General features: G+C 58.8%; 18 protein-coding genes. 4 read left to right on the forward strand and 14 right to left on the reverse strand.

What is annotated here, in order from left to right; translation table 11 throughout:
* Window positions 1-76: 76 nt before the first annotated feature.
* The 14 genes from Q0216_RS02315 to Q0216_RS02380 all read right to left on the reverse strand — a co-directional run bounded on the left by Q0216_RS02315 (window position 77) and on the right by Q0216_RS02380 (window position 17,620).
* The gene (locus Q0216_RS02315; protein ID WP_298592599.1) at window positions 77-2,494 is read right to left on the reverse strand and encodes a bifunctional (p)ppGpp synthetase/guanosine-3',5'-bis(diphosphate) 3'-pyrophosphohydrolase; all 2,418 of its coding nucleotides are present in this window, start codon (window positions 2,492-2,494) and stop codon (window positions 77-79) included.
* Between the two features lie 265 nt (window positions 2,495-2,759).
* Window positions 2,760-4,013: a protein translocase subunit SecF gene (secF, locus tag Q0216_RS02320; protein WP_366139805.1), complete on the reverse strand. Its 1,254-nt coding sequence runs from the start codon at window positions 4,011-4,013 to the stop codon at window positions 2,760-2,762.
* A 2-nt stretch (window positions 4,014-4,015) separates the two neighbouring features.
* The gene (secD, locus tag Q0216_RS02325) at window positions 4,016-5,707 is read right to left on the reverse strand and encodes a protein translocase subunit SecD (RefSeq protein ID WP_298592601.1); all 1,692 of its coding nucleotides are present in this window, start codon (window positions 5,705-5,707) and stop codon (window positions 4,016-4,018) included.
* A gap of 99 nt (window positions 5,708-5,806) precedes the next feature.
* Complete coding sequence (gene yajC / locus Q0216_RS02330; RefSeq protein ID WP_298592603.1) at window positions 5,807-6,178, reverse strand: preprotein translocase subunit YajC; 372 nt, start codon at window positions 6,176-6,178, stop codon at window positions 5,807-5,809.
* A 309-nt stretch (window positions 6,179-6,487) separates the two neighbouring features.
* Window positions 6,488-7,474, reverse strand: a complete 987-nt coding sequence (ruvB, locus tag Q0216_RS02335) for a Holliday junction branch migration DNA helicase RuvB (RefSeq protein WP_298592626.1) — start codon at window positions 7,472-7,474, stop codon at window positions 6,488-6,490.
* A gap of 171 nt (window positions 7,475-7,645) precedes the next feature.
* Complete coding sequence (gene ruvA / locus Q0216_RS02340) at window positions 7,646-8,266, reverse strand: Holliday junction branch migration protein RuvA (RefSeq protein ID WP_294641869.1); 621 nt, start codon at window positions 8,264-8,266, stop codon at window positions 7,646-7,648.
* A 216-nt stretch (window positions 8,267-8,482) separates the two neighbouring features.
* A complete protein-coding gene (ruvC, locus tag Q0216_RS02345) occupies window positions 8,483-9,139 on the reverse strand; it encodes a crossover junction endodeoxyribonuclease RuvC (RefSeq protein ID WP_298592628.1) in 657 nt (218 codons plus the stop codon).
* Window positions 9,140-9,440: 301 nt separating this feature from the next.
* On the reverse strand, window positions 9,441-10,199 hold the full coding sequence (locus tag Q0216_RS02350) for a YebC/PmpR family DNA-binding transcriptional regulator (RefSeq protein ID WP_298592606.1): 759 nt from the start codon (window positions 10,197-10,199) through the stop codon (window positions 9,441-9,443).
* Between the two features lie 135 nt (window positions 10,200-10,334).
* Entirely contained in the window at window positions 10,335-11,102 is a 768-nt protein-coding gene (locus Q0216_RS02355) for a type 1 glutamine amidotransferase (protein ID WP_298592608.1), read from the reverse strand.
* A complete protein-coding gene (locus Q0216_RS02360; RefSeq protein WP_298592609.1) occupies window positions 11,102-12,385 on the reverse strand; it encodes a Mur ligase family protein in 1,284 nt (427 codons plus the stop codon). Before Q0216_RS02360 ends, Q0216_RS02355 begins: the two co-directional genes overlap by 1 nt.
* A gap of 123 nt (window positions 12,386-12,508) precedes the next feature.
* Window positions 12,509-13,768, reverse strand: a complete 1,260-nt coding sequence (locus tag Q0216_RS02365) for a hypothetical protein (protein ID WP_298592610.1) — start codon at window positions 13,766-13,768, stop codon at window positions 12,509-12,511.
* 502 nt (window positions 13,769-14,270) lie between these two features.
* Window positions 14,271-14,846, reverse strand: a complete 576-nt coding sequence (locus tag Q0216_RS02370; protein WP_298592612.1) for an HIT domain-containing protein — start codon at window positions 14,844-14,846, stop codon at window positions 14,271-14,273.
* An 86-nt stretch (window positions 14,847-14,932) separates the two neighbouring features.
* A complete protein-coding gene (locus Q0216_RS02375) occupies window positions 14,933-15,580 on the reverse strand; it encodes an aspartate ammonia-lyase (RefSeq protein ID WP_298592614.1) in 648 nt (215 codons plus the stop codon).
* Window positions 15,581-15,976: 396 nt separating this feature from the next.
* On the reverse strand, window positions 15,977-17,620 hold the full coding sequence (locus Q0216_RS02380) for an ion channel (RefSeq protein ID WP_298592616.1): 1,644 nt from the start codon (window positions 17,618-17,620) through the stop codon (window positions 15,977-15,979).
* A 262-nt stretch (window positions 17,621-17,882) separates the two neighbouring features.
* Here Q0216_RS02380 and Q0216_RS02385 point away from each other — a divergent pair, with 262 nt between their 5' ends.
* The 4 genes from Q0216_RS02385 (at window position 17,883) to Q0216_RS02400 (ending at window position 25,011) form a co-directional block, all read left to right on the forward strand.
* Window positions 17,883-18,839: a hypothetical protein gene (locus tag Q0216_RS02385; protein ID WP_298592618.1), complete on the forward strand. Its 957-nt coding sequence runs from the start codon at window positions 17,883-17,885 to the stop codon at window positions 18,837-18,839.
* Window positions 18,840-18,994: 155 nt separating this feature from the next.
* The gene (locus tag Q0216_RS02390; RefSeq protein WP_298592620.1) at window positions 18,995-19,990 is read left to right on the forward strand and encodes a restriction endonuclease; all 996 of its coding nucleotides are present in this window, start codon (window positions 18,995-18,997) and stop codon (window positions 19,988-19,990) included.
* 340 nt (window positions 19,991-20,330) lie between these two features.
* On the forward strand, window positions 20,331-23,240 hold the full coding sequence (locus Q0216_RS02395; RefSeq protein ID WP_298592622.1) for an FAD-binding and (Fe-S)-binding domain-containing protein: 2,910 nt from the start codon (window positions 20,331-20,333) through the stop codon (window positions 23,238-23,240).
* Between the two features lie 265 nt (window positions 23,241-23,505).
* Window positions 23,506-25,011, forward strand: coding sequence for a hypothetical protein (locus Q0216_RS02400; protein WP_298592624.1), 1,506 nt, complete (start codon window positions 23,506-23,508; stop codon window positions 25,009-25,011).
* Window positions 25,012-25,185: the final 174 nt, after the last annotated feature.

Consider the following 25,185-nt stretch of genomic DNA (forward strand, 5'->3'; position numbering starts at 1 on the left):
TTTCGAGAAGCCACCAAAGAAGTGGCTTTTCGAAACACATGTGGCTTCTCGGCGGTAAAAACCGGTATGAAAGAGCCTACGCTTCCGAGGGCTTCGCGCCGGTCAGGCGGTACGCCTTGTACACGCCCGTCACGTTACGGACCACGTTCAGCACGTGCTCCAGCATGAAGCGGTCACCCAGCTCCAAGGCGAAGCGGTCCACCACGGTACGATCCTCCGAGGTGTGCACGCGCGCATCCAGAATGTTCACGCCCGACTCAGAAATCGCGCGAATCAGGTCATTCAGCAGGCCCTTACGGTCCAACGCCTCCACCTGAATCTGCACACGGTACGTAGCGGTCGGCGAAGACGCCCACTCGACCGTCGTCACGCGCGGCTCCTCATCAGCGTTACGCATGTTCGGGCAGTCGCGGCGGTGCACCGAAATGCCGTTGTAACGGGTCACAATGCCGATAATGTCATCCGGCGGGACCGGGGTGCAGCAGCGCGCAATCTTCGTCAGCACACCCTCAGCGCCCGGCACCACCACGCCGTTATCGCCAATCGCCTTGCGGGTCGACTTCAGCAGCGTCTCATCAAAGTCGCTGACCTCAACCTCGGGCGCCGGCTCGTCGCCGCGGTGCACCTCAATCAGAGTATCGATGACCTGCTTCGGCGCGATCTCGTGCTCACCAATCGCACGGTACAGCGACGCCACATCGTTCTTGTGCAGCAGCTGAGCCACCTGAGTCATAATCTCCGGGCTCATCATCTTCTGCAGCGGCAGCTCACTGTTGCGCATGCTCTTGGTGAGCATCTCGCGGCCGGCGAGCAGCGCCTCCATGCGGCGTTCCTTCGCGAAGTACTGGCGAATCTTCGTGCGAGCGCGCGAGGAGCGAACGAACTTCAGCCAGTCCTCGCTGGGGCCGGCGTCCTCGTTCTTCGTGGTCATAATCTCCACGGTGGCGCCGGTGGGCAGGACGGTGTGCAGCGGCACCAGGCGGCCGTTGACCTTCGCGCCGACGGTGCGGTCGCCGACTTCACTGTGGATGGCGTAGGCGAAGTCCACGGGGGTGGATCCGTTGGGCAGGGCAATCGCCTCGCCGTTGGGGGTAAGGACCACGATTTCGTCGGTGTCGAGGGTCTCGGCGAGGGACTCGTAGAACTTCTCCGACTCCGGGTTGGAGTTCGAAATCTCCGCAATGGACTGCAGGATGCCGACGTTCATCATCGCCGAGGTCTGGGTGCCCGGCTCCTGCGGATCCTTCGCGGGCGCACCGCCGCGAGCCGCGACCTTCTCGCCGCGCGATGCCGCCTTGTAACGCCAGTGCGCCGCCACGCCGTACTCAGCCTCTTCGTGCATCTTGTAGGTGCGGATCTGAATCTCAAGCGGCAGGTTACCGGGGCCGTACACGGTCAGGTGCAGCGACTGGTAGTTGTTGTTCTTCGGGTTCTTAATGTAGTCCTTGAAACGGCCGGTCATCGACGGCCACAGGGACAGCACGTGGCCGAGCACGGTGTAGCACTCCGCCTCTTCCTCGACCATGATGCGCACCGCGAGGATGTCATTAATCTCGTCGAAGCTGCGGCCCTTGGTCTTCATCTTCTGATGAATCGAGTAGTAGTGCTTCGGGCGGCCCGTCACGGTAGCGTCGATGCCCACCTCTTTCAGGCGCTCCTTAATCTTGGTGCGCGCCTCGTTCAGGAACTTTTCGAGGGCGGGGGTGCGTTCGCCGACCATGCGCACCATTTCGGCGTAAATTTCCGGGCTCATGGCGGCGAAGGACAGGTCCTCCAGCTCCCACTTGATCGTGTTCAGGCCCAGGCGGTGCGCGAGCGGCGCGTAAATCTTCAGGGTCTCTTCTGCCTTCTTCGCGGCAGAAGCCTGCGGCACAAAACGCCAGGTGCGGGCGTTGTGCAGGCGGTCGGCAAGCTTGATGAGCAGCACGCGAATGTCCTTGCTCATGGACAGCACGAGCTTACGAATCGTCTCAATGGAGGCGTTCTCGCCGTAGGTCATCTTGTCCAGCTTGGTCACGCCGTCGACCAGGTAGGCGACCTCCTCGCCGAACTCTTCGGTGAGCTGCTCCATCGTGTAGTCGGTGTCTTCCACGGTGTCGTGCAGCAGGCCGGCGGCGAGCACGGGGCCGGTCGCGCCCATCTCCGCAAGAATCGCGGTCACGGCGACCGGGTGGGTGATGTACGGGTCGCCACTCTTACGCTTCTGACCCTCGTGGCAGCGGTTCGCCACCTCGTAGGCGCGCTGTAACACCTGAATGTCCTCGTCCGGGTGGTAGCGGCGCACGGCACGCACGACCGGCGCAATCATCGGGGAGAAACGGATGGTACCGCCGTGCGAATCGGGCGCCTCCATCTTGCCGCTGCGGCTACCGAAGACCAGGCGATTCGGCACACGTCCGCCAGCAGCCATGACGCGGTGCGAGCCGCGAACAGCCTTACCCTGCTGAGGCTCCTGGCTCTCAGCGTTTGCGTTCATTCCGGCTTCTGCACTCATTTTCAGGCTCCTTTGGACGTAACAGCGATGACCTGAACCCCCGAATCTACTCATCATTGAAAGGCGTGGATGCGGGCGCGCAGTATCCTCTATCTTTATCCTACCCAGCGCGCGGATATGAGCCAAAATATGCGCGTAAACTATGCCGCGCAGTGAAATATTAGGCCGGCAGAAACAAACTCGCAGGCACGCTAAAGGGGAGCCGACACCTCTTCAGTATCGACTCCCCTACCGTTCAGCACTAGTAGCGCTGGCGGAACGCAGGCTAACCGTTCAGGTTCACGCGGTGAATCTCAATGGTTGCACGTGCCGGCTTCTTAGCGGGCTTCTCGGTCGCCTTCTCATCCTCTGCGGAATCCTCAGACTCCTCGGCATCCTCGGCCGCCGTAGCCTTCGCGGGCTTAGCTGCCTTGCTAGACTTAGCGGCCTTGCCGGACTTTGCAGCCTTCGCAGACTCATCAGCCTCGGCGGGCTCCTCCGAAGAGTCACCCTCAGCCTCATCAGCATCCTCAGCCTCAGCGTCCTTGAAGTTGCCGCTCTCCACCTTCGCGGTGTGCTCACGAATCTGAGCCTCACCCAAACGCAGCGAAGCATACAGCGGCGCAGACACGAACAGCGTACCGAACATGCCCACCAGAATACCCACGAACAGCGACAGGGACAGGTCCTGCAGAGTACCCGCGCCCAGGATGAACGCACCAATGAACAGGATCGCGCCCACCGGCAGAACACCCACAATAGCCGTGTTAATCGAACGGACCAGGGTCTGGTTCACCGCCAGGTTAATCTGCTCGGCAAAGGTCGTGTCGCGGCGTTCCAGCACGCCGTCGGTGTTCTCGCGGATCTTATCGAACACCACCACCGAGTCGTACAGCGAGTAGCTCAGAATCGTCAAGAAACCAATAATTGCACTCGGAGTAATCTCGAAGCCGAACGCGGCGTACAGGCCAACCGTCACCACCACGGTGAAGAACAGGCCCGCAATAGACGCCAGCGACATCTTCCAGGTACGGAAGTAGAACGCCATACCAATCAGCGCAAGCACCACAAACGCAACCAGACCCCAGAACGCCTGACGGGTCACATCCGCACCCCAGGTCGGACCCACAAACGAGGAGGTCACGTCATTCTCAGAGACGCCGTAAGCCTCCTGCAGAGCCGCCTTCACCTGCAGAGTCTCATCATCGCTGAGCTTGCTCATCTGGGCACGAATCGTACCCGGCGCAATATTGGTCACGCGAACATCCGAAGCGTCCTTCGCCTTCTCGTGAATAACGCGCTCACCCGTAGCAGTATCAACGTGCGCAGTCTTCGAGACCACGAACTCCGAACCGCCACGGAAATCAATACCCAGGTTGAAGCCGCCACCAACAGCCGGAATCAGAACCGAAACCGCCATCAGCACAGCCGCAAGCAGCAGCCACAGGCGGCGCTTACCCACGAAGGGGTACGAGCGGGCACCCGAATGCAGGTCATTACCGAAGCGGGCAAAAGCATTAGGTTTCACATCGGTAGCCATGCTTAGCTCTCCTTCTTCTCATCAGAAGCAGACTCGTCAGCCTCAGCGGCGTCACGCTCTGCACGGCGACGCTCAGCAATGCTCAGCTGCTTCTCCTCCGGGCTGCGGAGGCGACCGGCACCACGGTACAGCGGCGTCACACCCAGCGACTCAGGCGACAGGCCCGAGTGGCGGTGACCCTCACCGAAGTAGCGGGTATTCGCCAGCAGAGTCAGCGTCGGATGGGTGAACAGGTACACGACCACAAGGTCAGCAATCGCAGTCAAACCAAGGGTGAACGCGAAGCCCTTCACCGAACCAACCGACACCACATACAGCACCACAGCAGCCAGCAGGTTCACAGCCTTCGACGCCAGGATAGTGCGGGATGCACGCTTCCAACCGTGGTTCACCGCCGACGGGATCGTGCGGCCCGCACGGATCTCATCACGGATACGCTCAAAGTAGACGATGAACGAGTCAGCCGTAGCACCAATCGCCACAATCAGACCCGCCACACCAGCCAGAGACAGGCGGTAGTTCAACGCCCAACCCAGCAGCGCAATCGCCTCGTACGAGATGATGCCCGCAACAATCAGCGACGCAATCGTCACAAAACCCAGCAGACGGTACTGGAACAGCGAGTACACAAACACCAGCAGCAGACCAATCAGACCGGTCAGCAGACCCACACGCAGCTGCTCCGAACCCAGAGTCGCAGAAATCTGCTGCTCCGACTGGATCGTAAAGCTAATCGGCAGGGCACCGTACTTGAGCTGATCGGCGAGAGCCTTCGCTTCCTGCTCGGTGAAGTTACCGGTAATCTGCGGCTTACCGTCAGAAATCACAGCCTGCGACACCGGGGAGGACAGCACCTTGCCGTCCAGCAGAATCGCGAAGCGGGCACGCGGATCATTTGCGTTCTGTGCACGAATCGCGTTCAGGCGAGAAGTAATGTTCTGGAACTTCTCACGGGCTGCATCGTTGAACTGAATGTTCACAGCCCAACGGCCCGTAGTCACGCCCTGACCGCTCGTCTCCTGCGAATGGCTTGCGGTAGAAATATCGCTACCGCTCAGCTCCACAGGACCCAGAATGTACTTCTCCTGACCGTCAGTGGAACACGCCACCATCGGCTTAGTCGGGTCCGCACTATCGGCGTCCTCATTACGTGCCGCGGTGCAGTCCTTCGCCTCGTACTGCTTGTACAGGTCCGCAGTAATCCAGTTACGGTCCGAACCATCAGTCGGCTCCGCGGAGGGCTTGGGCAGCTTATCGTCCGCAGTGCGGGCGTCCTCAGCCACCGCAGTACCGGCACCGGCTACAAGAACCGGGCGGAACGTCATATTTGCAGACGCCTGAATCAGCTGACGAGTCTCAGCACTAATCGTTCCGGGAACCGAAACAACCACGTTATTACCCGAACCGAAAGAGGTGGTAACCTCCGCCTCCGAAACGCCGGCACCATCAACGCGCTGACGAATAATCTCAACCGCCTGGTTCAACTGCTCCTGGGTGACGTTCTCGTCCGAAGAGCCATTGACCTTCGGAGTAAGAATCATCTGAGTACCACCCGAAAGGTCCAGGGCGAGCTTCGGCGCCCAAGAACCTCCCGAATAGGTGCTACCGAAAATACCGGCAGCCATAACAACCATGAGCAGGACCATCGAGAGGAGCGCCCCTCGCGCGGCTGCAAGCGGTGAACGCTTAGCCATAATGTTCCTTCTTCGTGTGAATAGAATTGAGTGTTCTACAGATTCCGTAACGCGAAAACCCGACGCCGCTCACGGGGCGCCGGGCTCATACGCTCTGAATTACTTAGCAGTATCAGAAGAGGTATCGGAAGCGGGAGCTTCGGATGCGGTAGCCTCGTACACGTCCTCGGTCAGGGGCGCTGCGGGGGCCTCCTCCTCAACAAGGTTCAGAATCGCATTCATGGACGCAGTAATCACAACGCCCTCTGCAATCTGAAGCTGCAGCTTGTTGTTCTCAAGGTCAGTGCTGACAACGGTGCCGTAAACGCCGGAAGCAGTCATCACCTGATCACCAGGGACGAGCGCACGTCGCATTGCCTGCAGCGCCTCCAACTGCTTCTGCTGGTTCTTCTTAGCGGAAGTAAAAATCCAAAAAATTGCGGCAAAGAAGACAATCGTCATGATGACGTTGACGAGGAAGTTAAGATCCATGGTCTCACTTTCACATCCGCACCCGTGCCGCTCACCGCAAGGGTTGAGCGTACCAGAAGGTGTGGAATCGTAGATACAGTACGTATCCATCCTACGCGAGAGCATGAGCTTTAGCGCACCGAACCAGCATTTTTGTGAGGTTAACCTGAGTTTTGGACTCTCTCGGCGTAATTTTATGTCGCCGATAAAGCCTGGCAGAGCCCGGCAGAACCCGATGGAGTCTGTAGAGAAGCTACCGGAGGTACAGAGAATCCCGCGGGAAGTTGCTACCTCCCACGGGCTACTGTTGTGTTATTAGACGGTGCGGGCCTAGAGTTGAATTTCGGGCGCTTCCAAGCCGAGGTGCTCCCACGCCGCGGGCAGAGCCACACGACCGCGCGGAGTACGACCAATCAGGCCCTCACGCACCAGGTACGGCTCGGCAACCGTCTCCACGGTCTCCGTCTCTTCACCCACCGCAATGGCGAGGGTGGACAGGCCCACCGGGCCGCCGCCAAACTTGTGAATTAGCGCCTCCAGCACGGCACGGTCCAGGCGGTCCAGGCCGCGCGAATCCACCTCGTACATATCCAGCGCGGTTGCGGCATCACGCGCATTGATGCGGTCCACGCCGTTCACCAGCGCCCAGTCACGCACACGGCGCAGCAGACGGTTCGCAATACGCGGCGTGCCGCGGGAACGACCGGCAATCTCCATGAAACCCTCGGAGGTAATCTGCATGTCCATCAGGCCCGCGCTACGGCGAAGCACCAGCTCAAGCTCCTCCACCGAGTAGAACTCCAGGTGACCGGTAAATCCGAAGCGGTCACGCAGAGGGCCCGGCAGCAGACCCGCACGGGTCGTCGCACCGACCAGGGTGAACTGCGGCAGCTCCAGCGGAATGGAGGTAGCGCCCGCACCCTTACCGACCACAATGTCCACACGGAAATCTTCCATCGCCATGTAGAGCATTTCCTCAGCCGGGCGGCTCATACGGTGAATCTCATCCAGGAACAAAACCTCACCGGGAGTCAGCGAAGACAGAATCGCCGCCAAATCACCCGAATGCTGAATCGCCGGGCCGGAGGTAATGCGTAGCGGCGCCTCCATCTCCGCCGCAATAATCATCGCGAGAGTGGTCTTACCCAGACCGGGAGGGCCCGACAGCAGCACATGGTCGGCGCTACGGCCACGCATCTTCGAAGCCTCCAGCACCAGGGACAGCTGCTGACGCACACGACGCTGACCCACAAAGTCATCCAGAGACTTAGGGCGCAGTGCCGCCTCAATCATCTTCTCTTCAGGCTCTTCTTCCATCGCCACCAGGCGCTGGGCGGGAGCTGCAGACGCCTGAGTGCCGGGCACCTGACCGGGAAAATACCCGCCGGAAACCAGGGACGCCGCGGGCTGCGGCTCATAGGGATTCTGGCTCATAGAATTCTTCTTTCACAAAAGTTTGAGTGGGATACATCGAACAGGGCGCGCCGCTTAGTGGCGGCCCACCGTGTTCTGAGTACCCAAGGAGGCGAGCACACCGCGCAGAGCCACACCCACCGGCTCGGTCTCTGCGGCAGGGTTGTGCTGCACATAAGCGTCAATAGCGGCGGAAGCGTCCTTCTCACTCCAACCCAAGGAGGTGAGAGCATCAAGCACCTGCGGCTTCCAGACAATGCCCTGGCTCAGCGGCAGCTCATCGGTCTGACCATCACTGAGAATCAGCTTGCCGGCAAGCTCCAGCACAATACGGCGGGCACCCTTCGGGCCAATACCGGGAACCTTCGTGAACGCCTTATCGTCACCGGTCGCCACGGCACGCTCCACCTCAGAAGCTGTGTGAACACTCAGCACCGCCAGAGCAATACGCGGACCAATACCGGAAACCGAAAGCATCATATCGAACACTTCACGCTCGGCAGGCTCCGAAAAACCGTAGAGAGTCATCGACTCTTCACGCACAATCATGGTGGTCAGCACGGTAGCTTCCTCACCGGTGCGCAGCTTGGAGAGAGTACGCGCAGTAGCGTACACGAGCATGCCGAAACCGTTCACGTTAATCACCGCATGATCAAGGCCCACCTGAGCCACACGACCGGTCAGGGATGCAATCATTTCTCTCCACCTTTCAACACCGCGCCCCCGGATTGAGGCTCGCGGCAGTGTGAGGGCACCGGGCACTCCGGCACCCACAGAACACACTCCCCCAGTTCGACGGGGAGACACTACAAGTATATTAGAATATTTCTTCTGAAATCAAGCATATATTCGAACTTCTTAGCGAATACATGCGAACCAGCAGGAGGGGCGCAAAGGCCCACAAAGGCACCTCTAGCGGCGAGCGCGCGCCTCCGCCTCCATCCAGGCACGCTGCGCCGGAGTCAACGACCCACCACGGCGAGTCTGCGCCGGGCGTGAACCCTGGTGAGTCTGCGTCTGGGCGGCCATGTTAATGCCCGAACCGATGTCGCCGCCACGCCAGCCGTGACAGATCGCAATCGCCAGGGCATCGGCAGCATCGGCGGGTTTTGGCATGGAATCCAGCCCCAGAATACGGGTCACCATACGACCCACGGACGCCTTATCGGCGCGGCCGCTACCGGTCACCGCCGCCTTCACCTCCGAGGGGGTATGGAAGAACACCGGCACGCCGCGCATCGCCGCCGCAGAAATCACCGCGCCCGAAGCGTGCGCCGTACCAATCACCGTGTTCACCTGCTCCTGAGCGAAGATACGCTCAATCGCCAGGGCATCCGGCTTATAGGTGTCCAGCCAGTGGGAGGCGGCGTTGAAAATCCAGAGAATACGCTGGTCCAGGGACTCCGCCGGGATTGTGCCGGCAACGCCCACGTTCACGAAGTGCGCCTTACGGTCGGCGGTCATGTCGAGCATGGAGAAACCGCAGCGGGTCAGACCCGGGTCAACGCCCATGATGCGGGTTGAACCCGGCACACGCTCCACGGCGGTGGCGGCGCGGTTCTCACGCATGCTATCGCGTGCGGCAGGTTGAGCGGCAGCCATCATCTCCCCTTTCGACAAACTCCCTAGAGAATCTCTAGATTCTAGCCCTTCAGAATCCTAGCACCCGGCACCGGGGCACGCCACGAGAACGGTCACCGCGTGAACAGTCACCGCGCGCCCCGCGAAAAGTACCCAGCGCATCCCCAAGATGCGGTATCGCAGGCAATACAGCCCCAAGACGCTAAGAAGCCACTCCCCCAACCAGCCACCACGGCGGCTCGGTTAAAGGAGCGGCTTCTTCAAGCATCAGATATCAGAATCCGAGTGATTACTCAGCTTCCAGCTCTGCCATAACCTCAGCAGAAACGTTAGCGTTCGAGTAGACGTTCTGAACGTCGTCGAGCTCTTCAATAGCGTCTGCCAGCTTCAGGAACTTCTTAGCACCATCAGCGTCCAGGTCAACCTGCATGGTCGGGCGGAAGACCGGGTCATCGTTGTTGTACTCCAGGCCAGCCTCGTCCAGTGCCTTACGGATCTCGGGCAGGTCGGTCGCTGCGGAAACAACGGTGAAGATATCGCCCTCGTCCAGAACCTCTTCGGCGCCTGCATCCAGGACAGCCATCAGAACGTCGTCCTCGGTCAGGCCGTCAGTCTTGGTGACCTCAGCAACGCCCTTACGCTCGAACAGGAACGCAACCGAACCCTGGTCAGCCATGGTGCCGCCGTTACGGGTCACAGCCAGGCGAACCTCAGACGCTGCACGGTTACGGTTATCGGTCAGACACTCAATGTACAGAGCGGTACCCTGCGGGCCGCGTGCTTCGTACATGATTTCGGTGTAGTCAATGGTCTCACCGGTCAGGCCAGCGCCACGCTTGATTGCGCGGTCAATGTTGTCGTTAGGAACGGAGTTCTTCTTCGCCTTCGACACAGCCAGGTCAAGAGCGGGGTTACCAGCAATATCAGCGCCGCCCATACGTGCTGCAACTTCAATTGCCTTAATGAACTTCGCGAAAGCCTTCGCGCGCTTAGCGTCGATAGCAGCCTTCTTGTGCTTAGTAGTCGCCCATTTAGAGTGACCGGACATTCGTATCTCCCTTAGTCAAAACCTCTGTGCGGACACGGCGAAACGTCCCACGCACCGTACTGTACTCACATAACTATACCGTAGCGGAGGCGCACACCACCTCAGAAAGTGCACGCCACCGCCCGGAATAGGGTGCTAGCGAGGGCGAGACGCAGCCGAAGCTCGCGCCTTCTCCACTAGCGAGTCGTCAATCGTGTTCGGCGTGAACTCGCCAAACTTACGCTTAGCCGCCTGCTCAATCAGGTAATCCGAAATCTTCGGGTTCTTCGGCAGCAGCGAACCGTGCAGGTAGGTGCCAATTACGTTGTGCACGCGCGCACCCTCGTACGCATCGGTCACGTTGTTGCCGTCACCCTTGGTGACGGTAGCCAGCGGGACGCAACCGGAACCCAGGTAGGTCAGGCCCGAGTGGTTCTCAAAACCAATCACGGTGCCGAACTCCTCAGACTCCTCAACAATGTTGCCGATCAGGCGGTCATCGCCGCCGACCGTGTGCGCATCAAAAATGCCGATGCCCTTGAGCACCTCACCCTCACGGGTGCGGAATTCCTTGCCGAACAGCTGGTACAGGCCACAAATGACGAGCATCGGCACGCCGTCCTCAGCCAGCGAGCGCAGCTTGTCACCGTTCGCGTGCAGGTCGTCCTGAATCACAGACTGACCGGAATCCTGGCCGCCGCCACCCAGAATAATGTCAACATCCTCCGGGAAGGGCTGACCGGGGTTGTGGTCCAGAATCTGCACGTCAAAGCCGTGTGCCTGCGCGCGACGAGCCAGCGCCAAGGTGTTACCCCAGTCGCCGTAAATGTTCATGTCGAGCGGGTACAGCTGCAGAATACGCAGAGTCTTACCGTTATTGGGGCCGGGAGCGGGGGTGCCCTCAAAAGTGTGAGTTGCCGTCATTAGGAGACCCTCTCAACGTCAGTGATCTTTGCGAGCTCTTCACGCAGAGCCAGCATTGCGGTGTAGGTGCAGAAAATACGCATGGGCGCGTTACCGCTGGAGGCGATGAAGCCCTTGAGCGCATCGGCGAGGTTCTCGTTGACCTCGTCAACCTTCACGCCGTCATGCTCCAGGCGCAGCGCCATATCCCAGGCGCGCACACCCGAAACCATCTGCACACCGGTCTTCTTCAAGCTGTCGAAGTCAACATCCCACAGCCAGGACACGTCACGACCGTCAGCGTACTGGTCATTAATCGTAATCATGGTGGCGTAGTCGTCAGCGTTCGCGCTCGCCAGGGACAGGCGGAAACCGCTCGGGTTCTTCACCAGCAGCAGCTGCAGCGGGCGGCCGTTCACGTTCAGGGTCTCACCGCGACCGAAGGCGGGGGTAATCTTCGCCAGCTCCGCAATGAGCTTATCTTCGTTGAGCTTATCGCCCATGACGGCGCGGGTCAGCGCCATAGCGCCAGCCGCGTTGAAGATGTTGTAAATGCCGTAGAGGTTAATCTCGCCGACTCGCTCCACACCCGCCAGGTCGAAGGTTGCGGAGGTGCCGGAGAACGCGGTCAGGGTGACGTCTGCATCGGGCAGGGTCGCCTTCGCGACGGTGCCGCCGCGCATCTCATCATCCGAGGGGAAGTACGAGCGCAGGGACTCATCCAGGCCGTAGTACTTGACGGTCACGCCCGGCTGCACGTTCTCAGCGAGGGAACGGATGCGCGGATCCTCACGGTTGAGCACCACGGTGCCGGTCGTTGCGGCGGCGACGGTCGCCAGCATGCGGCGGGTCGTGTCAATCTCACCGAAGCGGTCCAGCTGGTCACGCAGAACGTTCAGCAGCAGAGCATAGTCGGGCTTGACTGCCTTGACGAAGTGAACGGCGTGCGCCTCGTCCAGCTCAAGCACAGCAATATCAGCGTCAAGCTTGCCGCCGAGAGTCATCTCGCCCAGCAGTGCCGCGGCAACACCGCGCACAAAGTTCGAACCGGTGCGGTTAGTGAAAACCTTCAGACCCTGAGCTTCAAGCAGCTGCACAGCCATCTTCGTGGTGGTGGTCTTACCGTTCGTGCCGGAGACAACAACCACGCCGTAGGGCAGCTTCGCGAGCTCTTCAGCGACGAAGTCGGGGTGCAATTTTTCCATGACAAGGCCGGGGAAGGCGGAGCCGCCGCCGCGAAGCTTAGTCGCGGCGCGTACGCCCTGGCCGAGGAGACGAATGAGGGGTTTGGACATGCTTACCATTTTAGTACACGCATGCCAACGGCTGAATGGTCCGCCGGACCCGTTCGCTCACGCCGGAAGGGGTGGGGGTATGGCACCGGGGTGTGCTGTGCGGCGGGGTTACCGAGGTTTTGATGCGGGGCATTAGAACAGCGAGCCCTGCACCCGCACCCGCGTGAACTCCTGCGCAGGCTCCACCAGCACATTCCGCCACGCGGCAGTATTCACCAGGAACGCCGCGTCAGCATCGCCGGTGTGGGCGCTCAAAAACTGACCCGCCGCACCCGTGCAGAAGAAACCAGCTGCCCCGCTCTCGGTACCGGAATCACAGGGCGCTAGGGGTTCCGGCGACTGCGCGCGCAACGCCGCATACGGGCGGGTCATTGCAAGCGACGGAATCCACGGCTCATCCAGGGCGGTGAGCGGCACCTCCGGCTCGGTGCGCGCCAGCTCGGCGAGCGCTTCGCGGGCGCGGGCGACCGCCTCCTGATGGGCAACACGAAGCTGCGCACCGGGCAGCGGGTTCGTCCAGGCGCGGTACTTGCTCGCCACCTGCTTGACCTGCGGAATCTTCGCGAGGGCGGTCACGGCATCCTCGGCGCGGCGAATCGCCAGGCCGTCGGGTGCGAGCGCAATGTAGGTGGCGGTGGCGACCGCCTGCTCGTCCAGGCGGCACGGGGTCGAATGCAGTGAGCTGGTGCCGACCTTGTGCGTGCCGTCCGGGAAGGTCGCGATGTAGAGGCGATGCTCCAGCATGGCGTAGGCACGCATGGATTCAGTGAGCGTTCCGGGGTACAGGTGCGCGCTGTGCAGGGCGGTGAATTCGTCGCGGGCGGTGCAGCGCGGGCACTGCTGGCCACGCTGGATGCGGGTTCCCTCGGGGCAGGGTACGCGGCGAATTCCAGCGGAGGTTCGCCTGGATTCGGAGGCAGATTTGGGGGCTGATTCGGAGGCAGATTTGGGGGCAGATTTGGGGGCGGCGTCATTGCTCGTGCCGGTGGTGTAGCCGGCGCAGTAGCGGTAGAGTTCCCCCTCGCTATCGCGCGGAATACGCAACCCCAGGTAGGCGCCGGGGGTCAGCGGAATCTGGATGCGCACCCCGCTCGGAACGCCAAGCTGCGCGGGGCTGCTTTCCTGGATAGGGGCGCTCTCCCCCGCTGCTTGAGATGCCCGGTGCTGAGCTCCTTCAGCGGCCCCGCCAATGGCTCCACCGGTTACAGGTACGACCGGTTCCACCTCAATGAGCGGGCGGCGATTGGACCAGCGGATCTGCCTCCAGATGAGCAGCCGCGGCGCGCCCGCAGAATCACCGGAGGCACCGGCGGCGCTGGCAACATCGGCACCGGCGGCAGGCACAGCAGTGAACTCGTCGAAAGCAGTCTCAAGCAGGTTGGGGTAGTCCATAGCATTCCACTCTAGCGGGTCTGGCGCATCCAGTGCTGGCGGGTTCACGGCGCGGCTGGCGAGAGGTATCCCAGACGCTCCGCTCATTCCCGCCGCGCATCCTCGGGGCGCAAAAAGAGGCCAGCAGCCTTCACGCTGATCCGCACCCCCGCAGTGTTGCCGTGCGTTCACGCACGACGGGGTGGGTTCTCAGTTGAGGCGCTGACCTCTGTGGTTGAGGCAGGGCGCTTACCCTGCCAAGCCCGAAAGCGATCGGTGACCGCTATTTTTCGGTGAGCTATGCGGTGTTTATAGAAGCCGGAAGCTTCCCCGCAGCGACGCTGCAGTTAAAACTTTGCCATACATAGCAGACGTAACAGCATTCAAATGAGCGTTAAACGCCTAATCTACGCATTTATGAAGCAAATTTTTTCTGCACTAGTTTGCAAATTAAAGCAATGAGCGCAGATTTCAAACTCACCAAGCCTCCCAACCGGACTATCCAACCGATTAGCCGGGCTATCTAGCTGAGGCGAGCAAACCCCTCCGCAATAGCCGCACGCATATCATCCAGCGTGCGAGACATGGTCTTAGTGTGAGCGATAATCGGCAGGAAGTTCGTATCCCCACTCCAGCGCGGCAGAATGTGCTGGTGCAGGTGATCAGCAATGCCCGCGCCGCCCACCTTGCCCTGATTCATGCCAATGTTGAAGCCGTCATTATGCGACACCTCACGTAGAACCTTCATGGCGAGCTGGGTCAGCTGTGCAATCTCCATGGTTTCCGCCTCGGTCGCATCATCGTAGAACGGGATGTGACGGTACGGGCAGATGAGCAGGTGGCCGGGGTTGTAGGGATAGAGGTTGAGAATCACGAAGGCATGCTCGCCGCGGTGCACAATCAGCGACTCCTCATCACTGCGGCTGGGCGCAGTGCAGAAGGGGCAGGTCTTCTCGGTGTAGTCCTTCTGGCCACCGCTCACGTAGGCGGTGCGGTGAGGGGTCCACAGGCGCTGGAACTGGTCCGGTGCGCCGGGCAGCTCGAAGGAATCCTGCACCGAGGCTGCGGTGCCATGCTCGGGGGTCGTGTTCTCGCTCATAGTCCCATTCTATAGCCCACACGCGGCAACGGGAACGCCCCATCCGCCATGCGGGCATACATGAGATGGCTCCCCCGGCGGTGCGCCTAGCTGTGCTGCTTTTCCAGGTGAATGATGCGGGTGGCGCCCTCATAGGTCATGGGGAAGCTCAGCACGCCATCCTGCACGGTGAATTCCTTGGTTTCCTTATCGGAGGCGTAGGGTGCGCGGGCCAGCTTCGCACGATCCACGCGGGAAACATGGGTGAAGTTTCCGGGCTTCGCCTCGAAGGTACCAACCCAGAAGGGGGTCGCCAGCTCTTCGTGGTTCAGGTGGTAGGTCACCTCGATAACGCCGTCGTGAATGACGGCGTCCATGTAGTTCTCGAGGCCCGCAGCGTCCTGCTGAACCCAGGTGCCGTCCATGATTTTCTGCGAGCGCGCAATGGCTGCCGAGGAAGGCGCAGCGGTCATGGCGGCTGCGGCAGGTTCCTGGCCACTCGTGTTATCCGGTGCGGGGGTCTCAGTGGGCTGGGTTGCGGTCGGGTGAATCGACGGGTCCTGCGAGGCGCCAGCCGCCGCCTTAATTCCGGTGCTGTCGTCGCCGGGGGCAGGAACGGCGCTAGGCTCGGCGGTTGCAAAAGCTGCCTGGTCAACAACCGCACTTGCGGAGGCGTTATTCGGTGCGGATGCGCACGCGGAAAGGGTGAGCGCGCTAAGGAGTGCGAGCGCGCTCAGAGTGGACTTAGAAGCCACGAACGTGTCCTAACAGAGTGTGTGTTTGAGTGAGTTTGTGAGTTGAGTGGTGCCTGCCCGTGAGTGAGGTGGGCATACGACGACACCCCGTAGCGTTTTGAGGCTACAGGGTGCTCGATAATTGGCACGGTAGATAGTTTATAGGCTCTGGCTAGGAGTTTCACTAGTGGCGGTTATTTTTAAAAGATAGTTTGGTCACATTAGACCTTAAGTTGAGGGGTTACTCACAGCCGAGAACCCCAATTTGCACTCTGAACAGGCTAATTTTGCCTCGACAAGCCACAACATGGCATCTGGCGAAAATTCCAGAATTTCTACCGAATTTCTACAGCGCCACCGGCAAACCCACAATTTCGCTACAGTCGACACACTACAGTCAACAGCTGAACCCAACACCTATTTGCGAGAGCGCAACGCGAACTTCTCACGAATAATCGTGAACGTCTGGCGGGTCTCCTCCAGCAGGGCGACCGGCTCCTGCTCGCGCACCACAACCTCATGAGAGGCCGAGGAATCGGTGGGTTCACCAGCCCGCGCGGTGCCCGGAGCAGCAGTCGAGGGTGCAGCCGAGACGGGCTCAGCGGCACCAAAACCGGCGGAGCTGAAACCGGCGCGGCGTGCCGCCTCCGCCTCCGAAGGAACCGGGTGCACACCGTCTTCATCCACGACCTCACGCAGCGTGTAATCGTGGGCTTCGCGGCGCGCATACTCACGAGCCAGCAGGGCACGCAACTCAGAAATTTCCTGGCGAAGATCGTCCACGTCAGCCTTGGTTGCGGGGTACTCCTGCTCCTCCCTGCCACCGATTTTTTCGATAATCCAGCTGGCGAGCGCACCGGTCGCAACCGCGACCATACCCACGCCGTACAGCATGACGACCACGGCGATAACCCTGCCGATGCCGGTGACCGGGTAGACGTCGCCGTAACCGACCGTGGCGAGGGTCGTGAACGTCCACCAGTAGGCGGTGGGTAGGTCGCGAATCATCGAGCCCGGCTCGGAAGACTCCACCGAATAGATCGCCAGGGCGAACATGATGATGAAGATCGCGGTGTATCCGAAGAGCTTCACCGCCAGCTCCGAGAGCCTCTTGTACTGGCGGTTGGTGGTCAGGTGAATCATGGCGAGGAAGCTAACGATACGCCACGCCGGCAGCAGCACAATCGCCAGGTTCATCAGGTTATGGGTGATGAAGTAGAGTCGCCGTGGCGCCAGGTACAGGCGAATGCAGTAGTCGGCGGCGAATAGGCCCCACAGAATCATCTGAATGATGTTGAGGTACCCGTCGTACGGTTCCTGGATGCGCGTGCTCATGATGGGCGCGGCGAACGCGAGCAGGTACAGCACGGACGCCACGAACATGGGCGTGGAGGAGCGTTCTTCCCACGCCGCTAGGTTCTTCTCGCCACGGTACTTGCTGAGCGTGCGGAACAGGCGGGTGCGCGGGGCGCGACGCGGCGGGTCAGTGACGGTGCGGGTGACCGTGCGGATGGTCGTGGTGTGCGTTTCGGGTTCGCCCGCATCGATTATCTCGGCGGCATCATCAGGGTTGCCCTGGGTGCCTGCTTTCCGAGCGCCCATTTTTGGAGCGCCTGTATTCGGAGCGCCAGCTTTCTGGTCGCCCTTGCCGCGCGGGTGATGCGTGGTGCGGGTGATGCGGCGTTCCTCGCGGTGCGTGCCGTCCGGCTCGTCGGTGGTGGCGTATTCTTCGACAACTTCTTCGTAGTCGTCGTCGGGGTCCAGGTCGGTGGAATAGACGGCGTGGGCGCTGTCTAGGCGGGCGCTATCAATCTGCACGGCGTCTACCTGTGCTGCCTCCATGCGGGGATCGGTAGACTCTGCCGGACTCGCTTCTGCAGGGTTGGTTGCCTCAGCACTAGTTTTGGCGGTACCAGTTGCTGCAACACCAGTTTTGGTGGCACTGGATTCTGCCGATGCCGACTGGGTATAGCCAGCCTTAGCGGCGTTCCCCGCCGACGTATTGGGTGCTGTGCCGTTCTTTACCGTGTTTTCTGCCTGGTTCTGTTCCGCCTTATCCATAGTGTGAATGATACTCCGCGCCGTTGCGTTTGCGTTTCTATTTCTTTGCGCTGTGACCTTGTGCTATGGTCTTTGCATTGCGCCCTTTGTACGGCGGTCTTTACGCTACGCCGCAGTCTTTGCTCCGTACTACGGTCTTTGCACTGCGAGCATTTAACCTGACACAATATGTGGTGTACCTATCACCTCGGTTGCGCTATCCCGCAGTGTTACTGCCCCGTAGCTGCCCCGTAGCGTTGCCGACCCGCACATGGAGTGCCTCATGCCTTCGCACACCACCGCTTTCTTCTTCCACCTGCCAAACTTCCGCCGGTCAAGCGTCACCCAGTCGAGCATCCGTCAGTCTACTGTCCGCCAGCTGGGCGTGAGTCTTTGCCTATCCGGTGCGCTCGCTGCCGCCCTGGGCGGGTGCGCGACCCTAAATTCTTCCCCGTCTGCTTCTGCGGAGGCTTCGTCTGAGCCGATTGCGGCGAGTCACGCGACGGCGCCGGTGATTCAGGATTCTGAGGGTTTCCGCCTGTTTACGGGTCGCGGCGCTGTTGAGGAGGCGGTCTTTGAGGGCCCGGCGGCGCCCGCCTCCTATTCGTATGTGGAGTTTGAGCGTCGCGGTGAGCCGGAGGGCACGATGAAGGTTTCGGTCTCTGACGGTTCGGGTGCCACGGTTGAGGTGGTTGCTGGCGGTTCGGGTGAGGGTGCGGGCGTGTGGGTTCGTAATACGGTGAGCGCGTCTGCGCCGAGTCCTTCTAGTACCGGTTCTTCTAGTGCCGCTCAGCCTGCCGGTGCGGTGAGCGTGCCGTATAGTGCGGCGCGTGTGACGGCATCGACGTCGCAGTTGGCTGATGATGCGCAGTGGACGGTGTCGGTTCGTGCGGCGGGTGTTGATTCTTCCGGCGGGTTTGAGGCGCCTGATGGTGTGCCGTTGACGAGTCAGAGCGCGGAGGTTGGCGAGATTCAGATGCAGGGCAGCCGCGGTTTTGTGCACGATATGGTGTCTAGCCCGGGTGGCGGTTCGGTTGCGGTGGAGAATCGTTCGGGTGTGAAGATGACGGTGTATTGTGCGGGTGTGGATCGTAAGGAGCGTAGTGTGCCTGCGGGTGGGCGTGTGTTTGTGGAGGATTTGGGGGTGCGTGCTTCGGCGGGTTCTCCTCTGTTTTGTGGTGTGGTGACTTCTGATAGTGCTGCTAGCTGGAATGTTACGGCGCTCGGCGGCCGTGCCTAGGGTTGAGCGTCTCTCCTCTGTAGCACCCTCGCACTTCCGGCGCCCTCCGAACCGTATCTAAACAATTACCGCTGACCGCGAGCAGGAATAGCTGTCCCACCTGAGGGTATAGTTGTACTCGACAATACATCCACCAATCAATGGAGATTATCTCGATGACCAATCAGTCGTCAGCATCCGAGATCGAACCGGTCGTGGTTCCCAAGTTCTACGAGTTTATTCCTGATATCCTGAGTTACCTTTCCGACGGCGTCGAGCGTAGCAATAAGGAAATCTATACCGCTGTTGCCGCGCGTTCCACACTCTCACCGAAGCAGATGAAGCAACTCATGTCGAACCGTCGACGCCTTGTATACGTGGACCGCATTAGCTGGGGTCTCACCTACCTCAAACAGTGGGGAGCCGTTGAATCGCCGGGTCGCGGCCGTCAGAAGATTTCGGACGAAGGCAAGAAGCTTGCTAATCAGTACCCTCAGGGCCTCCCTTCGGAAATCGTCGCGGAGATTGTTCGCGGCGTTAAGTCGAACTCCTCCACAGCAACCCCGACTCAGCCGGCTAAAAGCGACACGAAAAACGATGTGCCCAAGGTAACCCCCATCACGTCCGAATCCGCAAACGTAGACGAGAGCACTCCCCAAGAGCTCATTGATGAGAGTATCGCTCAGCTGGAGTCTGCACTCGTGCACGATATTCTGGAGCGCGTACGTTCCATATCCCCCGGCGCTTTTGAACAGTTGGTGGTGGATATCCTGCTAGCTATGGGATACGGAGGCGCCGAAGAGCGGGGTATCGTCACCCAGGCATCTCGCGATGGCGGTATCGATGGAGTCATCGATCAGGACGCACTGGGTCTGTCAAAGATTTACGTTCAGGCCAAGCGATACGGTGAGAAGAACACCGTAGGCCGACCGGCTATCCAAGAATTTGTCGGTGCGGTACATGCAGAAGGTACGCAAGGCGTATTCATCACCTCGAGCTCTTTCACCACCGACGCGCGGGAGTTCGCGAAGAAACTCAGCGGTAGCACCTCAGTGGTTCTGGTAGATGGTGACCAGCTGGCCCGTCTCATGGTGAAGTACGGTATCGGCGTACAGGTGGAACAGACCTACACCGTCAAGAGGATTGATGAGGACTTCTTCGACGAAGCCTAAATCGTTACACAAGCGTGGGGTGGAAAGCATGTAGCTTTCTGCCCCACGTTTTCTTTTGGGTTGTTTGCTGGATTGTTACAGCAGTTAGTGGGTAAGCCTAAAAAATTCCACATCGGTCTGCGGGCAGGGTAGCTGTCTCCTTCAGGCGCATGCACAAAACCCACGGGATACCAATAAATACACAGGGAAACCACATCACCACCCGGCGTATAACCCGCTCCCCTTATGGTGACAAGTAGTCGCCAAGCTTAGCCATAGCTAAGCGGAAAAGACGGTGTTCAAGAGCACATACTGGATTAAGGACAGCATCCACACCCTTCACCAGTAAGGAAGCTCAATCATGACCACCGTTGTGTCAAACACGTCCGAAGCCCTCAATTCCCCCTACGAGGACACCCTCAAGCGCCTGCTCTCCGACGCACGCGCAGAAGCCGTCGAATCCAGCGTCTCCGAGCTGGAGCGTCTGGCAATCTCCCACGACGCATCCCACTACCTGCTCGTACCCGCCGGCCTCATCCGCCCCGACTCCGCCGAAGACGTCGCCAACATCTTCCGCGCCGCAGGCGAACTCGGCCTGCCCCTGACCTTCCGCTCCGGCGGCACCTCCCTCTCCGGCCAGGCAAGCGGCGACGGCCTGATGGTCGACACCCGCCGCCACTTCAAGAAGATCGAGGTCCTTGAAGACGGCAAGAAGGTGCGTGTGCAGCCCGGCGCGACCATCATGATGGTCAACAACTACCTGGCACCCTACGGCTACAAGCTCGGCCCCGACCCGGCATCCTGGTCCGCCTGCACCATCGGCGGCGTGGTCGCGAACAACTCCTCCGGCATGTCTTCGGGCACCAAGTACAACACGTACAACACCCTCGACTCCATGGTGTTCGTGCTGCCCAGCGGCACCATCATTGATACCGCCGAGCCGGACGCCGACCAGAAGCTGCGCTCCCTCGAACCCGAACTTCACGAGGGTCTGCTGCGCCTGCGTAAGCGCGTCACCGAGAACCCGGAGTCTATGGCGAAGATTCGCCAGCAGTACTCCATGAAGAACACCATGGGTTACGGCCTGAACTCCCTGGTCGACTTTGAAACCCCCGTGGACATTCTGCAGCACCTGCTGATTGGTTCAGAAGGTACCCTCGGTTTTGTTGCTTCGGCAACCTACCGCACCCTGCCGATTCTGAAGAACATTTCCACCGGCCTGCTCGTGTTCGACAACCTCATTGACGCGGCACGCTCCGTACCCGAATTGGTCGCCAACAAGCTCGCAACCGTGGAGCTGATGGACGCCACCAGTATTCGTGTGGCTCAGCGTACCGGCCAGGCTGCGGAGGCGCTCGCCGCCATCGACGTGAAGGACCACGCCGCCCTGCTGGTTGAGTTCCAGGGCAACTCCGAGCAGGAGCTGAACGACCTTGCCGCCGCTGCGGCACCCATGTTTAAGAGCCTGCCGGTGGCTTCGCCGGTGTCGATGACCAGCAAGCTGTCTGAGCGTAACGCGCTGTGGGCGGCACGCCGCGGCCTGTACACCACCGTTGCGGGTAACCGCCCCTCCGGCACGAACGCCCTGCTTGAAGACGTGGTCGTGCCCGTTGAGGTTCTGGGTAACACCTGTAGCGACCTGACCGAGCTGTTCACCTCGCACGGCTATAAGGACTCCGTGATTTTCGGTCACGCGAAGGACGGCAACATCCACTTCATGCTGAACGAGCAGTTCCGCGACCCGAAGCAGCTGGACCGCTACCGCGACTTCACCGAAGAAATGGTTCAGCTGATTCTCGGTAACGAAGGCTCGCTGAAGGCTGAGCACGGTACCGGCCGCATCATGGCGCCGTTTGTGAGCCGCCAGTTCGGTGACGAACTCTTCGACGTGATGCGCCAGATCAAGCGCCTCATTGACCCGAAGGGCTTCATGAACCCCGGCGTTCTGCTCGCCGAGCCGGACACCGACTACGTGACCGACCTGAAGGTCGCCGAAACCGTCGAGGAAGAAGTCGACCGCTGCGTGGAGTGCGGCTACTGCGAGCCGGTCTGCCCCTCCCGCAACCTGACCCTGACCCCGCGTAAGCGTATTGTGCTGCGCCGTGAGATTGCCGCCGCCGAGTTGAACGGCGACCACGAGCTCGCCGAGCGCCTGCGCAAGGAGTACGAGTACTACGGCATTGAGACCTGCGCCGTGGACGGCATGTGCCAGACCCGCTGCCCCGTGAACATTAACACCGGTGACCTGATTCGCCGCCTGCGTTCTGAGAACCAGGACAAGGTCGCCGCCGCCGGCTGGAAGGTTGCCGCGCAGCAGTGGGGCATCATGGACAAGGTTGCCGGCAAGGCCCTGACCGTGGCTAAGAACCTGCCGTTCCCCGTGGTGCACGGCACCACCGACATTGCCCGCAAGGTCATGGGCGACGACATGGTTCCGTCCTACAAGAAGGACCTGCCGGTTGGCGGCCCGGCACGTAAGCCGCACAAGGACGCAACCGCTGAGATCGTGTTCTTCCCCGCCTGCGTGAACTCCATGTTCGGCGGCGTGGACGGCGACGGCAAGCACGACCCGGTCAACGCAACCCAGGCGTTCATTCGCCTGTGTGAGCGTGCGGGCGTGAAGTACCGCATCCCGGACAATATTGGTGAGATGTGCTGTGCTACCCCGTGGAAGTCGAAGGGCTTCACCGACGGCTACTCGATCATGAGCGACCGTGTGCTGAAGTCCCTGTGGGAGGCTACTGATGGTGGCCGCCTGCCGGTGGTGTGTGACGCTTCGTCCTGTACTGAGGGTCTTGAGGTGATGCGCAAGAAGGTTATTGAGGCTCTTGAGCACAAGATCGTGAACGGTTTGAAGCCGGGCGAGCCGGACTTCTCGCGTCTGCGCATGTACGACGCGGTGCAGTTCGCCGCAGATAACATGCTAGACAAGCTGACTGTGTCTGCTCCCCTGCCGTCGATTGCACTGCACCCGACCTGTTCGATGACTCACCTGGGCACTCAACCTGCGTTTGAGAAGATTGCGAACGCGATGAGTGACGACGTGTACGTGCCGAAGCACTGGGGTTGCTGTGGTTATGCGGGTGACCGCGGTATGCTGCACCCGGAGCTGACTGCGAGCGCTACGGAGGCTGAGGCTGCGGAGCTGAGCGAGCAGAAGGAGTTCGCCGCATACATTTCGGCTAACCGTACCTGTGAGCAGGGTATGACGGAGGCGACCGGCCACACCTACCAGAACGTGCTGCAGCTGCTGGAACGCACCACCCGCTAATAGGCGCTGAGCGCATAAGGTAATAAAGAAGGGACCCGGCGGGCTATCTTATGTGATAGTCCACCGGGTCCCTTCTTACATATCATGTACCGCACTAATTCACCCATGCATGCCTCGCTATACAAAATACAGGGCAGAAAAAGTTCTCATTTAAAGCATCGCGCACCTCACATCGGCTATACTAGACATGTGTCACAATAAATAAAATACACAATTATTTCAATATAATAATTTTCATCCAATCCACTCACAGAAAGGTAACAAAATGCCTAATACAATCCCTGGTGACCCCCTGAAGTCACTGGCCCAGCTCGGAAGCTGGTTCGAAAAAAGAAAGCATAACAAACTCAAAAAAGAAGAAGTCAAAGCTCAAGAGGACAGGAATAATAGCTATAACAAACAGAATAACCTGTCGAATTTAAGGACAAACATTAATAATATGTACTCAAAGAATTCGGCGGTAGCAGAGAATGCAGTAGAGGAGATATTTAAAACAATAGATTCCTACTTAGAAGAATATAAAAATACTGGAGACATAAAAAATCAAACGGAAGCACAGGACCTTCTGAATAAAGTCTGTCTTTATGCTCGAAATGCAGGGGCATCTAAGAATTCTAAAAAGTATGAAAATGACACTTGCAACACCATTGCAAAACAAATCAACAAACGACTCATCGACGCCAACAAAACTAATCACGATTGGGAGTCTCTCGATATTGACCTGCGTGGAGCCTTTTTCTCAGAGAATATCTCCCTAGAAAAAATTAAATCTGCAGGCAATATAAACCTGAATGGATGCACGTTCCAAAAAGGCCTTAATCTCAAATTAGCTCATTCAAAGATTGGTGAAAATGATTATTTGACCCATGATCCCATATCTCTGTCCAATTGCACCTTCGGTGGAGATTTAAATATTCACGGAGGATCGTACTCTATAGTAGAAGAAATAAATCTTAAAGATAATACATTTACAAATGGAGGAAAACTGGATGTTGGCGGACTAAGCGCAGTCGAAAATGGGCGCCTACCCATTACAATTGAAGGTGACTCCATGCCTCACGACATACTTTTCACTTCCGTTATATCACCCACTATACAAATTGGTAGTAACAATAAAGATAATCTCAAGAAAACAGAAATACCTGGCGGAATTGTTATTAAAAATTGCGAAAATGCAGATTTCAAGATATACAATCACACCGTTAATGGGAGCTTACAATTTATTCCGGAGGATAAAGTTAGTACATACAGAACGGACACCGCAGAAAGCATACACTTGGAATCTTGCGAAATAAAGGGATTCGTTACGCTTGGAACATCTTATAAAAATGCTAGATATGAAAAAATTAAAAACATTAAAATTGTCGGGGCAACCATCCATAACGGGCTCTACATTACCGCAGAAGAGATCAGCAGCATATGTTTTGAGCATGTCGACTTCCTCATTGAAGGAAAAGCTCTACATAACTCCAATGATGCCGAAAGTGTCGATTTTGTCAATTCTACAAAAATCAAATTCTATAATATTGGAAAAATTGACACACTACACCTGCATCAAGTTAACTTCTACGCTCCAGTTAGTATTGACGCGATTCAGATAGATAAGTTTCACCTATCTATAACAAATTTCTATGTAATTAAGCCTCACGTTGAATGGGGTAACCATAGCAATCAATATTGCCGATCTTGTTTCCGTATTACATTCAATGGCACAAACAATCATGTCGTTAGTGTAATTAGTCGCCCAGGTGGATATAAGTTAAATTCCTAATAAGAGCTGGAAATATATTTACAGTCTAGGGGCTTGATAAAATAAATTTTTTATCAAGCCCCTCATGTATTTATACACCTACGTTGAAGAAGCGGGCGCGAAGCTCCCCGTCAGCCTCGGTCACGATAATGACCGGTTTATCGCCCGCGACCTTGCGAGCACGGCGGAGCACTT

The organism is uncultured Rothia sp., from assembly GCF_937976295.1.
In the GTDB taxonomy this organism is placed as follows: domain Bacteria; phylum Actinomycetota; class Actinomycetes; order Actinomycetales; family Micrococcaceae; genus Rothia.

What these genes read in the sequence shown, in the direction of transcription:
- Q0216_RS02315 (WP_298592599.1), bottom strand. Translation starts at nt 2,494, where the DNA reads ATGAGTGCAGAAGCCGGAATGAACGCAAACGCTGAGAGCCAGGAGCCT.
- secF (WP_366139805.1), bottom strand. Translation starts at nt 4,013, where the DNA reads ATGGCTACCGATGTGAAACCTAATGCTTTTGCCCGCTTCGGTAATGAC.
- secD (WP_298592601.1), bottom strand. Translation starts at nt 5,707, where the DNA reads ATGGCTAAGCGTTCACCGCTTGCAGCCGCGCGAGGGGCGCTCCTCTCG.
- yajC (WP_298592603.1), bottom strand. Translation starts at nt 6,178, where the DNA reads ATGGATCTTAACTTCCTCGTCAACGTCATCATGACGATTGTCTTCTTT.
- ruvB (WP_298592626.1), bottom strand. Translation starts at nt 7,474, where the DNA reads ATGGAAGAAGAGCCTGAAGAGAAGATGATTGAGGCGGCACTGCGCCCT.
- ruvA (WP_294641869.1), bottom strand. Translation starts at nt 8,266, where the DNA reads ATGATTGCATCCCTGACCGGTCGTGTGGCTCAGGTGGGCCTTGATCAT.
- ruvC (WP_298592628.1), bottom strand. Translation starts at nt 9,139, where the DNA reads ATGCGTGAGAACCGCGCCGCCACCGCCGTGGAGCGTGTGCCGGGTTCA.
- Q0216_RS02350 (WP_298592606.1), bottom strand. Translation starts at nt 10,199, where the DNA reads ATGTCCGGTCACTCTAAATGGGCGACTACTAAGCACAAGAAGGCTGCT.
- Q0216_RS02355 (WP_298592608.1), bottom strand. Translation starts at nt 11,102, where the DNA reads ATGACGGCAACTCACACTTTTGAGGGCACCCCCGCTCCCGGCCCCAAT.
- Q0216_RS02360 (WP_298592609.1), bottom strand. Translation starts at nt 12,385, where the DNA reads ATGGTAAGCATGTCCAAACCCCTCATTCGTCTCCTCGGCCAGGGCGTA.
- Q0216_RS02365 (WP_298592610.1), bottom strand. Translation starts at nt 13,768, where the DNA reads ATGGACTACCCCAACCTGCTTGAGACTGCTTTCGACGAGTTCACTGCT.
- Q0216_RS02370 (WP_298592612.1), bottom strand. Translation starts at nt 14,846, where the DNA reads ATGAGCGAGAACACGACCCCCGAGCATGGCACCGCAGCCTCGGTGCAG.
- Q0216_RS02380 (WP_298592616.1), bottom strand. Translation starts at nt 17,620, where the DNA reads ATGGATAAGGCGGAACAGAACCAGGCAGAAAACACGGTAAAGAACGGC.
- Q0216_RS02385 (WP_298592618.1), top strand. Translation starts at nt 17,883, where the DNA reads ATGCCTTCGCACACCACCGCTTTCTTCTTCCACCTGCCAAACTTCCGC.
- Q0216_RS02390 (WP_298592620.1), top strand. Translation starts at nt 18,995, where the DNA reads ATGACCAATCAGTCGTCAGCATCCGAGATCGAACCGGTCGTGGTTCCC.
- Q0216_RS02395 (WP_298592622.1), top strand. Translation starts at nt 20,331, where the DNA reads ATGACCACCGTTGTGTCAAACACGTCCGAAGCCCTCAATTCCCCCTAC.
- Q0216_RS02400 (WP_298592624.1), top strand. Translation starts at nt 23,506, where the DNA reads ATGCCTAATACAATCCCTGGTGACCCCCTGAAGTCACTGGCCCAGCTC.